Below are 12,952 nucleotides of genomic sequence, written 5' to 3'. Positions count from 1 at the left end.
CCGAATGAGCAGAAGGCTCGAAACCTGAATTAACGCTGATAACCCTCGCAAGACGCGCAAGGCTGGCTGTGGGACGCGGCGCTTTTCTACTCTCGGAGCAGCCGATGTGATCCATTTCACGGGGCATGGATTAAGGATCCACCAGACAAAGGCGTCCCTGCAAATTCGGAGCAGGCATGCAAAGACAGAGAGGTCTTTTGACCATGGGAGTAATTCATCCCATCCGGCCGCCGGCGATCGGCGCCGAGGATGCGGGGATCGAGATCTCCGGGCTGACCAAGCGCTACCTCACCCCCAAGGGGGAGACCTTCACGGCCATCCGGGACGTCACGGTCACGGTCGAGCCGGGACAGTTCTGCTCGATCGTCGGCCCGACCGGCTGCGGCAAGTCGACCACCTTGGCCCAGGTCTCCGGACTCGAGCGGCCCAGCGAGGGGTCGGTGCATGTGGGCGGCCGGCGGGTCGAGGGCGTCACGGACGGCGTGAGCTACATGTTCCAGGCGGACGCCCTCTTCCCGTGGAAGAGCGTCCTCGCGAACGTCATGATGGGCCCCGTGCTCCTCGGCACCCCCAAGCGCGAGGCCACCGAGCTCGCCCGGGACTGGCTGCGGCGCGTGGGCCTGGCCGGATTCGAGGACCGCTACCCGCACCAGCTCTCCGGCGGCATGCGCAAGCGCGTCGCCATGGCGGCGGCCCTGATCAACAACCCGCGCATCCTGCTCATGGACGAGCCCTTCGGGGCCCTGGACGTGCAGACCAAGGCCATCATGCAGAACGAGCTCCTCAAGCTCTGGGAGGAGCTGCGGCCCTCGGTCCTGTTCATCACCCACGACCTCGACGAGGCCGTGGCCCTCTCCGACCGGGTGGTCATCATGACCAGCAGCCCGGGCTCGGTGAAGGACGTCTTCGACATCGACCTGCCCAGGCCGCGTGGGAACGTCCAGGAGATCCGCCACGAGGAGCGGTTCCTCGAGCTCCAGGGACGCATCTGGGACTCACTCAAGGATGAGGTCACGCGGGCCTACGCGCGCACGGCAGGGGTTGGAGCATGACGGCCATGGCACAGGAGAAGGTGCGCGCCCCCGAGGCGCGCAAGGACCAGGGAGCCGAGCTCCAGGCGGCCGCACGGAAGTCCTTCCGCCGCCGCAGGACGCTCATCTGGACGGGCCGGATCGCCCTCGCCGTGGCCGTGGTCGGCGGCTGGCAGTGGTTCACCGAGGAGGGCTGGGTCGACAAGTTCTTCTTCGGCCAGCCGTCGGAGATCTGGAACAGCCTCGTGAAGCTGTTCACCGAGGGCACCGCCTTCGGCACCATCTGGGAGAACCTGTGGGTCACGGTCCAGGAGGCCTTCCTCGGGTTCCTGCTCGGCACCCTGGTCGGAGTGGTCCTCGGCATCCTGCTGGGCTCGAACAAGTACCTCTCCGCCGTCATCGGCCCCTACATCCGGATCGTGAACTCGATCCCCAGGATCGTGCTCGGCTCGATCTTCATCGTGGCGTTCGGCCTCGGCGTCTTCCCGAAGATCCTCCTCGCGGCGGTGCTCGTGTTCTTCGTGGTGTTCTTCAACGCGTTCCAGGGCGTCCGCGAGGTCGACCAGAACCTCATCGCCAACGTGCGGGTCCTCGGCGCCTCGCCGTTGCAGGTGGCCCTCCACGTGACCATCCCGTCCGCCATGACGTGGATCATCGCGAGCCTCCACACGGCCTTCGGCTTCGCGATCATCGGCGCGCTCGTCGCCGAGGTGCTCGGGGCCCAGCAGGGCGTCGGGCTGATCATCAGCCAGGCCCAGGGAACTTTCGACCCGAATACGGTCTTCGCCTGCATGGTCATCATCGCCGTCATCACCCTCGGTGCGGAATTCCTGATCAGCCTCCTGGAGAAGTCCCTCCTCAAATGGCGGCCGCCGAACCGCTCCGAGGCGCAGGCCATCTAGTATTTCTTCCCTTTTTCACCCGGAAATTCCATCAGGAATAACACAGAGGATGCGTACAACAATGAAGATGAAGCGCAGCATCTACGCCGCAGCCGCCGCCGGAGCCGTGGCGCTCAGCCTGTCCGCCTGCGGCGGGGGCAGCACCGCCTCGAGCGGGAGCACCGCCGGCGGCGGCTCCAGCGCGGACAGCGCGAACATGCCCACGGTCAAGCTCATGGTCGGCGGCATCGACAAGCAGATCTACCTCCCGTACCAGCTCGCCCAGCAGCTGGGGTACTACCAGAAGTACGGGGTCAAGGTGGAGCTCTCCACGGAGCAGCAGGGCGGCGTCGGCGCCGAGGACGCGATGGCCTCGGGCCAGGTCGACATGGCCGGCGCCTGGTACATCCACACCGTCGACTTCCAGTCCAAGGGCAAGAACGTCATCAACCTCGTCCAGCTCTCCGGAGCGCCGGGCGAGCGCATCATGTGCAGCCCCAAGGCCAACGTCCACACCGGCGCGGACCTCAAGGGCAAGACCGTCGGCGTGACGGACCTCGGCTCCGGCACCGACGAGCTCACCCAGTTCATCGCGTCCAAGGCCGGCATTTCGAAGAACGACTACCACACCATCGCCGTGGGCGCCGGTGCCACCGCGATCGCGGCGATCCAGCGCGGCTCGGCCGACTGCGTCATGACCACGCAGCCCACCGTCGGGGCGCTGGAGGCCAAAAACCTCGCGGTCCCGGCAATCGACCTGGCCACGGCGGACGGCGCGAAGGCCGCGCTGGGCGGCACGCTCCCCTCGGCCGGGCTCCTGGCCCAGGCGGACTGGGTGAAGTCCCACGAGGACGCCGCCCAGAAGGTCGTCGACGCGCTCGTGGACACGATGCATTGGATCAGCACCCACTCCGCGGCGGACATCGCGGACAAGCTGCCGCAGTCCTACGTCCAGAACGCCACCATCACCAAGGACCAGTACGTGAAGGCGCTCGACCAGGACAAGGCGCAGTTCCTGCCGGACGGGATCATGCCCGAGGGCGGCCCGAAGACGATCTTCGAGGAGGAGAAGACGATCGGCGTGGACACGTCCAAGATCAAGGTCTCGGACACCTTCACCCAGAAGTACGCCCAGGCGGCCCTCAAGCTCGAGGGCTACACCGCCTCCTCGACCCCGGCGGGGGACAACGGCTGACGCCAGCCCGAACCAGCGGCGGCCCCGCACCGAGAAGGTGCGGGGCCGCCGTCGTGCGCCGGTCAGCGGGTGGTGTCGATGCTGCTCATGTCGCCGTAGCGGGAGCCGACGACGGCGTCCCGCGGCACCGCGCGCTCGAGTGCCTCGAGCTCGTCCCGGCTCAGCTCCACGTCCCTGGCCGCGGCGTTCTCCTCGAGGTACTTCACGCGCTTGGTGCCGGGGATCGGGACCACGTCCTCGCCCTGGGCGAGGACCCAGGCCAGGGCGATCTGCCCCGCCGTGACCCCCTTCGCCGCGGCGATCTCCTTGACCTTGTCCACGAGCCTGAGGTTCGCCTCGAGCGCCTCGCCCTGGAAGCGCGGGAAGTAGCGGCTGCTGCGGGCATCGCCCTCCTTCGCGAGGGACTCGGCGGTGATCTGGCCGGTCAGGATGCCCCGGCCCAGCGGCGAGTACGGCACGAGGCCGATCCCCAGCTCCCGGATGGTGGGCAGGATCTCGTCCTCGAGGTCGCGGGTGAACAGCGAGTACTCGGTCTCGAGGGCGGTGATCGGGTGGACGGCGTGCGCGCGCCGGATCGTCGCCGCGGAGGCCTCGGAGAGCCCGAGGTGCCGGACCTTCCCGGCCTGGACGAGCTCGGCCATCGCGCCCACGGTGTCCTCGATGGGCACCTTGGGGTCCACGCGGTGCTGGTAGTAGAGGTCGATGTGGTCCACGCCGAGGCGCTGCAGGGACGCGTCGCAGGCCTGGTGGACGTACTCGGGGGTGCCGCTGATGCCCAGGCGCTCGCCGTTCGGTCCGCGGACGTTGCCGAACTTCGTGGCCAGCTGGACCTCGTCGCGGCGGCCCGCGATCGCCCGCCCCACGAGCAGCTCGTTCGTGAACGGCCCGTACATGTCCGCGGTGTCCAGGAACGTGATGCCGAGTTCGAGCGCCCGGTGGATGGTCGCGAGGCCCGCGGCCTCGTCGGGGGTGCCGTAGAACTCGGACATGCCCATGCAGCCGAGGCCGAGGGAGGAGACGGTGAGCGGGGAGGCGGTGCCGAGGGTTCGTGTCTGCGTCATGGTCCTAGCCAACTCCCTCGGGTGGGGAGCGCGTCAAGCCCCGCGCTCACTCGCGCACGGACGCCTCGCCGCCGCTGCGGTGCCGGCTGGAGGCCGCGAGCGGGACCCGCCACCGCAGGCGCAGGGCGAGGATCCGGAAGGCGAAGACGACCACCGCCACGATGACTCCGGCGGCCGTCGAGTACAGCCCGAGCGCCCACAGGGCGGCGACCGCGCCGGCGCCCACCATGGCCGGGATGGCGTAGAGGTCGTGGCGGTCGAAGAGCCCGGGCCGCACATTGGCCACAGTGTCCCGCATCAGGCCCCCGCCGATCGCGGTCACCGTCCCGAGCAGCGCCGCGGAGACCGGGTTCACCCGGTAGCTCAGGGCCGTCACCGTGCCCGTGATGCAGAACAGCGCCAGCCCCGCGGCGTCGAAGGTCAGGAGCGTCCGGCGCGCCTTCTGCACCGCGGGCATGAGGAAGTAGACCACCGCGGCCGCCAGCACGGGCGGGGCGAGGTAGACGGGCTCGGCGAACGAGTTCGGGAAGCGGCCCAGCACGAGGTCGCGGATCACGCCGCCGCCGAGCCCGGTGAGGGAGCCGAGCAGGAGCGAGCCCACGATGTCGAAGTTCTTCTGCACGGCCAGGAGGCAGCCCGACACAGCGAAGAAGAACACCCCGAGGAGGTCGAACACGAGGGACCAGGTGCGGGCATCCATGCACCCAGCGTAGGGCCGGGCCCTGCTCTGACGCCGCGCGCGGCGCGGGGGATGTCCCCCGGGCGGCGCGGGTTGGCAGAATGGCCGGTATGCGGAGCTTTGGGGCGGAGGAAGAGCTGCTGATCGTGGACCCCGAGACGGGTGCGCCCCAGCCGCTCGTGGACCGGGTGCTGGCGGTCATGGGCCGTCCGCGGGATGTGGAGCGCGAGTTCAAGCTCGAGCAGGTGGAGGTCCAGACGGAGCCCTGCCTGACGCACGAGGAGCTGCTCGGCCAGCTCTACCACGGCCGGCGTGCCTTGGACCGGGCGGCGCGGCAGGTCGGCGCCCGCATCGCTGCCCTCGGGACCTCGCCGCTGAGCTCCGCGACCCACCTCAGCGAGGGGGACCGGTTCGCGGCCATGGCCGAGGAGTACCGCCTGACCGCGCTCGAGCAGCTCACCTGCGGGCTGCACGTGCACGTGTCCATCTCCTCCGCCGAAGAGGGCGTGGGGGTGCTCGACCGGATCCGCGAGTGGCTGCCCCTGCTCGCGGCGCTGAGCGCGAACTCGCCGTTCTGGCACGGGGCGAACACGGGCTACGCGAGCTTCCGCACCCAGGTGTGGAACCGGTGGCCCACCTCCGGTCCGCAGGAGCCGTTCGGCTCGGCCGAGGTGTACAACCGGCTCGTCGGGTCCATGGTGGGCACGGGCAGCATCCTCGACGCGGGCATGGTGTACTTCGACGCCCGCCTCTCGCGCCGGCACCCGACGGTGGAGGTGCGCGCCTCCGACGTGTGCCTCAACGCCGCCGACTCGGCCCTCGTCGCGGTCCTCGTCCGCGGCCTCGTGGAGACCGCGGCGCGCGAGGCCGCCGAGGGCCGCGCGCCGCTCGGGACCCCGGGCGCCGTGCTGCGCCTGGCCGCGTGGCGGGCCAGCCGCTCCGGGCTCAACGGCGACCTCGTGGACCCGCGTTCGGGTCGGCCCGTCCCCGCCGAGGACGCGCTCGGCGCCCTGCTCGAGCACGTGGGGCCGGTGCTCCGCGAAACCGGCGAGCTCGCCGGGGCCGAGAGGGCCGTGCGCGGCGTGCTCGCCCGCGGTTCGGGGGAGCGCGCCCAGCGCGAGACCGCGTCCGACGGGGAGGGGCTGGCCGGCGTCGTGCACGCCGCCGTCGAGGCGACGCAGCAGCGCGACGGCGGGTGGGACATCCCCTGACGCCACGCGTCCCCGCGCGCCACCCCGCCTCGCCCGCCTTGAGGAGTCACCTTCGTCCCGTTGCGGGGTCACCTCCGTCAGGTTGAGGGGTCACCTCCGCCCGTTGAGGGGTCATGTCCGCCGTGTTGAGGGGTCATGTCCGCCGTGTTGAGGGGTCATGTCCGCCGTGTTGAGGGGTCACGTCCGCCGTGTTGCGGGGTCCCTGACTCCTCGAGCGTGCGTGGGTGACTTCTCAGGCGTGCGTAGGTGACTCCTCGAGGGTGCGTACGTGACTCCTCATGCCGATCGATCGGGCCGTTGACAGCAAGCATATTTCCTATAGGATCTTTTCGTGAGCTGCCTCACGGCAGCGTTTCCTCACCCATCAGCTGCAACGGAGCACCATGTCGAACCAACCAGCGTTCACGGCAGAGTCATGGCCGATCGCGACCTGCCTCCACGGATTCCAGGCGGTGGACCGCCGCACGGGAGTGGCGATGCATGATGCATCGCCCGAGGTCTGGGACGACATGTTCGCCCAGATCGCCGACGTCGGCTTCAACCTCGCCGAGCTGGCGGACAGCCACGTCCGCCCGGCCGACCTCGAGCCCGCTCGCAGGGACGAGTTCCTGGCCATCGCCAAGTCCCACGGCGTGGGCATCCCGTCGGTCCACCTCCAGCGCCAGAGCGTGATCATGCCCGGCCACGAGGAGCGCAACCTCGCCTACGCCCACCGGACCATCGACGCCGCGGCCGAGTGGGGCATGCAGGTCTTCTCGACCGGCCTCCACCAGCCCTTCAGCGAGGCCCAGCGCAAGGCCCTGTGGTTCTGGACCGCCGAGGGCCCCAAGGACCCCGACGACCGCGAAGTCTGGGACACCGCCGTCGGGCGCATCCGCGAGCTCGGCAAGCACGCCGCGGACGTCGGCCTGCGGATGTCGCTCGAGATGTACGAGGACACCTACGTGGGCACGGCCGACAGCGCGGTGCGCTTCATCGAGGAGGTGGGCCTGGACAACGTGGGCATCAACCCGGACGTCGCCAACCTCATCCGGCTGCACCGGCCGGTCGAGGACTGGCGCTACCTCTTCGACAAGACCCTCCCGTACGCCAACTACTGGCACGTGAAGAACTACACGCGCGACGAGGCCGGGGACGGCAGCTGGGCCACCTCAGTGCCCTCGACCATGGAGATGGGCCTCATCAACTACCGCCAGGTGTTCCGCGACGCCATCGCGGCCGGCTTCGACGGGATCATCCTCACGGAGCACTACGGCGGCGACAGCCTCGGCGTCTGCGCGACGAACCAGAAGTACATCCGCACTCTGCTCCCCAAGGGCTAGGAGAACCACATGCCTGACATCACCGTTGCCGTCGTCGGCTCCGGATACATGGGCGGCGGGATCGCCCAGGTCCTCGCGCTCGCCGGCGCCACTGTCAAGATCGCGGACATCTCCGAGGAGATCGCCACCAACAACTACGAGCGGCTCCTGGCCGAGGCCCGCCAGTTCGTGGCGGACGGGCTCTTCCCGGACGACGCCGTCGCGCGCCTCGAGGCGCACCTCTCGCCTGCCGCCTCGATCGAGGAAGCGGTGGCCGACGCGGACTTCATCGAGGAGGCTGTGCCCGAGAAGATCGAGATCAAGCACGAGACCCTCCGCCGCATCAGCGCGGCGGCGCGGCCGGACGCTGTCATCGGCTCCAACACCTCGACGATCCTCATCGCCTCGCTCGCGGAGGCCGTCACGAACCCGGAGCGGTTCCTCGGCGTGCACTTCTCCAACCCGGCTCCGTTCATTCCCGGCGTCGAGCTCATCCCCCACGCCGGGACGGACGAGGCCGTGATCCCGCTCGTCGAGGACCTCGTCGCCTCCACCGGCAAGGAGACGGCCCGGGTGAAGGACGCGACCGGGTTCGTGCTCAACCGCCTCCAGTACGCGCTGTTCCACGAGGCCACGCAGATCGTCGAGGAGGGCATCGCGACCCCGGAGGACATCGACACGATCGTGCGCACCACGTTCGGCTTCCGCCTGCCCGTCTTCGGGCCGTTCGCGATCGCGGACATGGCCGGCCTGGACGTGTACGCGTTCTGCTACGCGTCGCTGCAGACCCGCTGGCCCGAGCGGTTCGCCACCCCGGAGTCCCTCAAGGAGCTCGTGGACGCCGGCAAGTTCGGCACCAAGTCCGGCGCCGGCTACCTCGACGTCCCCGCGGAGCGCACCCCGGAGCTCGTCGCCTACCGCAACAAGGCCTATGTGGCCATCAAGAAGCTCATGGACGAGCTCGGCCCCGCCCCCATCCAGCCGGCGCCCGCCGCGGCTGCCCACTGAAGACCAGGAGATCCGCATGACTGACTTCCCCGCATCCCGCACCGTCGTCCTGACCGGCGCGGCCTCCCCGCGCGGCATCGGCCGCGCCTCCGCCCACTACCTCGCCGAGCGCGGCTGGAACATCGGCATCATCGATGTCGAGGCCGAGGCCGCCAAGCGCGTGGCCGAGGAGATCGCCCTCGAGCACGGCGTCCAGGCTGCCGGCGCCGGCGCCGACGTCTCGGACGAGGCCCAGGTCCGCGCGGCGTTCGACGAGCTCGAGGGCGAGCTGCCCCAGATCGTTGCCCTCGTCAATCTCGCCGGCGTCTCCTCGCCGGTGCCCTACCTCGAGGTCACCGCGGAGGAGTGGAACCGCGTGATGGGCATCAACATGAACGGCGTCCACTACGCCACCCGCCGCGCCGTCGAGTCCATGGTCAAGAACGGCGTGGGCCGCGTGGTCAGCCTGTCCTCGGTCTCCGCCCAGCGCGGCGGCGGGACCTACAGCAAGACCGTGTACTCCGCGGCCAAGGCCGGCGTCATCGGGTTCACGCGCAGCATCGCCCGCGAGCTCGGCCAGCACGGCATCACCGCCAACGCGATCTCGCCCGGGCCGATCGACACGGACATCATGGGCGGCACGCTCACGGACGAGCGCAAGGAGAAGATGGCGGCCGACGGCGTGCTGCCGCGCATCGGGACCCCGCGGGACATCGCCGCGGCCATCGCCTACCTCATCAGCGAGGACGCCGGCTTCGTGACGGGCCAGACCCTGAACGTCGACGGCGGCCTGTACATGCACTGAGACGGAGCACCCGCGTGAAATCCATCATCGGCCCCTGGTCGAAGTCCCGCCTCGCCTTCCTGGCCATCGGGATCGTGTTCGTCGCCGTCGGCGTCGTCACGCTCCTGCAGGGCCGCTAGCACCACCGTTCCCGTTCCATCAACGACACCCAACCCCTAGGTTCATCTCAAAGGAGAGCTGACGTGACCCTGCCCGCTCCGCGGACGGCCGCGCCCTCGGCGCATGACATTGCGCTGAAATCCGCCATCGCGAAGGCCGCACGGCACCTGATGCCGATGCTGGTCATCCTCTATTTCGTCGCCTTCCTCGACCGCACTAACGTGGGATTCGCCCAGGCGGCCCTCAGGGCGGACCGGGGCGTCGGCGACGCCGCGTTCGCCCTCGGCGCCGGCATCTTCTTCATCGGCTACGCCCTCTTCGAGGTGCCCAGCAACCTGCTCCTGAAGCGCTTCGGCGCACGCTTCTGGCTCGCGCGCATCTCCATCACGTGGGGCATCGTCGCGGCAGCGTTCGCCTTCACCACGGACGACGTCATGTTCAACGTGCTGCGCTTCCTCCTCGGCGTGACCGAGGCCGGCCTCTTCCCGGGCGTGATCATGTTCCTGTCCGAGTGGTTCCCGAACAAGGTCCGCGTGCAGATGTTCGCGATCTTCTACCTCGCCCAGCCGTTCTCGCAGATGATCGGAGCGCCGCTCTCCGGCGGACTCATCAGCTTCGGCGACTCCCTGGGCTTCGCCCGCGGCTGGCAGGTCATGTTCTTCGGCGAGGGCCTGCTCGCCGTCATCGCCGGCATCGCGGCGCTGTTCCTCCTCACGAACAGCCCGGCCAAGGCGAAGTTCCTCTCCGACGAGGAGAAGCTCGCCCTCTCGAACGCGATGGCGGTCGAGGACCGTGCCCGCACCGAGGACGGCCCGAGCGGCATCTGGCGCGCGATGGCGAACTGGAAGGTCTGGTACTTCACGGTCATCTACTTCGCCCTCCAGATCGCGGTCTACGGCACCACGTTCTACCTCCCGCAGGAGGTCGCGGGCCTGCTGGGCAAGAAGGTCGGCTGGGAGGTCGGCCTCGTCTCCGCCATCCCGTGGCTCGTGGGCCTGTTCGCCTGCTACTTCCTCGGCAAGGCGGCCCACACGGTGGCCCGCCGGCGCAACTGGGGCAGCCTGCTCTACGTCGGAACCGGCGTGTTCATCATCGGCTCCGCCTGGGCCGGCGCGAACAACCTGCCGCTCCTCGGCATCCTGTTCATCACCCTCGCGGTGGCGAGCTTCCTCACCGTCGGACCGATCACGTGGGCCTACCCCACGGCCTTCCTCACCGGCGCCGCCGCCGCGGCCGGCATCGGCCTCATCAACTCCCTGGGCAACCTCGGCGGCTTCGTGGCCCCGCTCATGCGGACCGCGTTCAACGACGCGCTGCCCACCAAGAGCGGCGAGTGGGGCGTGGTGTCCCTGGGCGTCTTCGCCTTCCTCGCCGCCGCGATGGTCTTCGCAACCAAGTTCTTCAAGGGCGCGAAGTCGGACGAGCTGCTCGGGGCCGAGGAGTTTACCCCGGTCCACTGACCCGCACGGCCCATGGCGCCCCCAGACCCTCGAGGGTCTGGGGGCGCCTGCCGTTCGTCGCCGGGTGGCCGGAGGCGAGGACGACGCCGGGCCTGTCACCTCGTGAGGTGACCGGCCCGGCGTCGTGCGTGGGTTGCGGGGGAGCTGGAGCCGCGGGGAGCAGCCGGCGTCAGGAGGAGGCGACGTCCCGGCGGGCCCGCTCGCGGACCCGCTCGATGTGGGCGCGCATGGCGCGGGCAGCGGCGGCGCCCTCCCCGGAGCGGAAGGCCTCGAGGATGGCGCCATGCTCGACCACGGCCTCGTCCGCGTCGCTCACCCCGGACTTGACGGTCTGGCGCATGCGGTGGACGCGGGTCGAGATGGCCTCGGACATGTCGATCAGGAACGGATTCTGCGTGCCCTCGAAGATGAGGTGGTGGAAGTTCCAGTCGACCGCGTAGTAGTCGCGCATCAGCGCCAGCGAGAGCTTCTCGCCGTGCGCCACGGCCTCGTCGACGACGCGCGTCATCTCGATGTGCGCGGCGAGGGCCTGCTCCAGGCGGGGCACGAGCGTCTCCGCGTGCCGGGCCGCGAGTTCCGTGGCGCCGCCCTCGAGCACGAGGCGGGCATCGAAGAGCGCCTCGAGGTGATCCTCGGCGAGCGGCGGGGCGACGCGGTAGCCCTTGAGGGCCTCCCGGGTCACGAGTCCGGTGCGCTCGAGCTGGACGAGGGCCTCGCGGACGGGCGTGGGGGAGACCTTGAGGTCCCGGGCGATCGCGTCGATGGAGAGCCGCGTCCCGGGGGCCAGGTCCGCCGTCATGAGCATGTCGAGGACCAGATCGTAGACGCGGTCACGCAGCCCCCGGCGCTCGAGGGCTGCGGCCCCGGCGAGGGGGTAGACGGTCTCAGACATGGGCTCCTCCTGAGTCCTTGATGGTACCAGTCCCGCCTGTGCCGACGAGGGCGGCGACCTCGTCGAGGATGGCCTCCACCGCCGCGGGATCGTGGGCGAAGCGGCCGAGGAACAGGCCGTCTGCCGAGTCGGCGATCTGGGTGAGGAGGCCGGGGCCGGCGCTGCCGCCGTAGATGACAGCCGAGCCCTCGCGCCCGGGCAGTGCCCGGACGTGGTCGCGCAGGGGCGCGCACACCGCGCGGATGTAGTCCGGGTCCGCCGGCTGTGGTGCGCCGATCGCCCACTGGGGCTCGTAGGCGGCGATCACTCGGCCGGACAGGCCGGACGCCCCGGCCGAGGCCAGGGCGTCGTCGAGCTGCCGGATGCATTCCTGCGCGGCCGCCGCCGGTTCGAGGCGGTGGGCCTCGCCCACGCACACGAGCGGGACGAGCCCGTTGCGCAGCGCCGCGGCAGTCTTGGCGCGCACCACGGCGTCGTCCTCGCCGAACAGGCGCCGCCGCTCGGCATGCCCGACCTCCACGAGGGAGCAGCCGAGCTCGGCGAGCTGGGCCCCGCTGACCTCACCGGTGAACGGGCCGAAGTCCTCGGTGGCGAGGTCCTGCGCGCCGACCATGGCGGCGCCGTCGAGCGCCCCCAGCGCCGCCGCCACCGAGAGGTAGCCCGGGACCACGAACAGTCCCGCGCTCCCGCCCGCGGTCGCGGGGTGCCGCCGGGCGATCTCGGCGACCGACCGGCACCACGCGAGCGTGCGCTCGTGGGTGAAGTACATCTTGGTGCTCGTGCCGAGGAGGACGGGCGGGAACGCCGTCACGCTCATAGCCCTTCGTAGCTGCAGATCTCGCGGACCTTGTCGTTGGAGGCGCTCGTCTCGTCGAAGACGTACGTGAGCCACTCGCGCACATTCCTGCGCGCCTGCTCGATCCCGATGACGCGCTGGCCCATGCACAGCACCTGGGCGTTGTTGGACAGCACGCTGCGCTCCACCGAGAAGCTGTCGTGGGCCGTCACCGCCCGGATGCCCTTGACCTTGTTCGCCGCGACGGCGACGCCGAGGCCGGTGCCGCACACGAGGATCGCGCGGTCGGCCTCGCCCCGGGCCACCATCTCGGCGGCGGTCGTGGCGATGGTGGGGTAGTTGGTGTGCCCGTCGGCATCCACCCCCACGTCGGCCACGGAGGCGACCAGCCCGCTGTCCTCGAGGTCCTTCTTGATGACTTCCTTGTAGTCGAAGCCGGCGTCATCCGAGCCGACCACGATGCGCCATGCGGGCATGCGTGCTCCTTCGTCGTGGGTACTGCGTCTGTGGTGGTCTGGGTCTGTGGCGTTCTGGGCCTGCGGTGGTCCTGGTCC

The 12,952-nt window shown here is 70.0% G+C and carries 13 protein-coding genes; 8 read left to right on the top strand and 5 right to left on the bottom strand.

The features are described 5' to 3' along the window. The first annotated feature begins 203 nt into the window (after positions 1-203). From J2W21_RS12300 to J2W21_RS12290, 3 genes are all read left to right on the top strand, one after another. Positions 204-1,052 (top strand): ABC transporter ATP-binding protein, encoded by an 849-nt coding sequence (locus J2W21_RS12300; protein WP_307114798.1) that lies wholly within the window; start codon positions 204-206, stop codon positions 1,050-1,052. 5 nt (positions 1,053-1,057) lie between these two features. Beyond that, the gene (locus tag J2W21_RS12295) at positions 1,058-1,933 is read left to right on the top strand and encodes an ABC transporter permease (RefSeq protein WP_307114797.1); all 876 of its coding nucleotides are present in this window, start codon (positions 1,058-1,060) and stop codon (positions 1,931-1,933) included. A 67-nt stretch (positions 1,934-2,000) separates the two neighbouring features. Next, positions 2,001-3,107, top strand: coding sequence for an ABC transporter substrate-binding protein (locus J2W21_RS12290; protein WP_307114796.1), 1,107 nt, complete (start codon positions 2,001-2,003; stop codon positions 3,105-3,107). A gap of 62 nt (positions 3,108-3,169) precedes the next feature. Here J2W21_RS12290 and J2W21_RS12285 read toward each other — a convergent pair whose 3' ends face one another. Together J2W21_RS12285 and J2W21_RS12280 are read right to left on the bottom strand one after the other, a co-directional pair. Then, positions 3,170-4,168 carry an aldo/keto reductase gene (locus J2W21_RS12285; protein WP_307114795.1) on the bottom strand — a complete coding sequence of 333 codons (999 nt, stop codon included), beginning with the start codon at positions 4,166-4,168 and terminating at the stop codon, positions 3,170-3,172. Positions 4,169-4,214: 46 nt separating this feature from the next. Then, the gene (locus J2W21_RS12280; RefSeq protein ID WP_307114794.1) at positions 4,215-4,868 is read right to left on the bottom strand and encodes a trimeric intracellular cation channel family protein; all 654 of its coding nucleotides are present in this window, start codon (positions 4,866-4,868) and stop codon (positions 4,215-4,217) included. Between the two features lie 89 nt (positions 4,869-4,957). Here J2W21_RS12280 and J2W21_RS12275 point away from each other — a divergent pair, with 89 nt between their 5' ends. The 5 genes from J2W21_RS12275 (at position 4,958) to J2W21_RS12255 (ending at position 10,710) form a co-directional block, all read left to right on the top strand. Further along, the gene (locus J2W21_RS12275) at positions 4,958-6,058 is read left to right on the top strand and encodes a carboxylate-amine ligase (protein ID WP_307114793.1); all 1,101 of its coding nucleotides are present in this window, start codon (positions 4,958-4,960) and stop codon (positions 6,056-6,058) included. A 383-nt stretch (positions 6,059-6,441) separates the two neighbouring features. Further along, entirely contained in the window at positions 6,442-7,380 is a 939-nt protein-coding gene (locus tag J2W21_RS12270; RefSeq protein ID WP_307114792.1) for a sugar phosphate isomerase/epimerase family protein, read from the top strand. Between the two features lie 9 nt (positions 7,381-7,389). Beyond that, a complete protein-coding gene (locus J2W21_RS12265) occupies positions 7,390-8,367 on the top strand; it encodes a 3-hydroxyacyl-CoA dehydrogenase family protein (protein ID WP_307114791.1) in 978 nt (325 codons plus the stop codon). A gap of 16 nt (positions 8,368-8,383) precedes the next feature. Then, entirely contained in the window at positions 8,384-9,151 is a 768-nt protein-coding gene (locus tag J2W21_RS12260; RefSeq protein WP_307114790.1) for an SDR family NAD(P)-dependent oxidoreductase, read from the top strand. Positions 9,152-9,333: 182 nt separating this feature from the next. Then, entirely contained in the window at positions 9,334-10,710 is a 1,377-nt protein-coding gene (locus tag J2W21_RS12255; protein WP_307114789.1) for an MFS transporter, read from the top strand. A 169-nt stretch (positions 10,711-10,879) separates the two neighbouring features. Here J2W21_RS12255 and J2W21_RS12250 read toward each other — a convergent pair whose 3' ends face one another. Genes J2W21_RS12250 through J2W21_RS12240 form a run of 3 tightly spaced genes read right to left on the bottom strand, consistent with a single transcriptional unit; the run spans position 10,880 to position 12,874 of the window. Further along, a complete protein-coding gene (locus J2W21_RS12250) occupies positions 10,880-11,602 on the bottom strand; it encodes a GntR family transcriptional regulator (RefSeq protein ID WP_307114788.1) in 723 nt (240 codons plus the stop codon). Continuing rightward, positions 11,595-12,419 (bottom strand): triose-phosphate isomerase family protein, encoded by an 825-nt coding sequence (locus J2W21_RS12245; RefSeq protein ID WP_307114787.1) that lies wholly within the window; start codon positions 12,417-12,419, stop codon positions 11,595-11,597. Before J2W21_RS12245 ends, J2W21_RS12250 begins: the two co-directional genes overlap by 8 nt. Then, positions 12,416-12,874 carry a ribose-5-phosphate isomerase gene (locus J2W21_RS12240; RefSeq protein ID WP_307114786.1) on the bottom strand — a complete coding sequence of 153 codons (459 nt, stop codon included), beginning with the start codon at positions 12,872-12,874 and terminating at the stop codon, positions 12,416-12,418. The genes J2W21_RS12245 and J2W21_RS12240 overlap by 4 nt, the downstream gene beginning before the upstream one ends. Positions 12,875-12,952 lie beyond the last annotated feature (78 nt).

Origin of the sequence: Sinomonas atrocyanea (assembly GCF_030811715.1) — a bacterium.
Classification (GTDB): Bacteria; Actinomycetota; Actinomycetes; order Actinomycetales; family Micrococcaceae; genus Sinomonas; species Sinomonas atrocyanea_A.
Note: the sequence above shows the minus strand (reverse complement) of the source record. Positions and strands in the feature narration are given on the sequence as shown.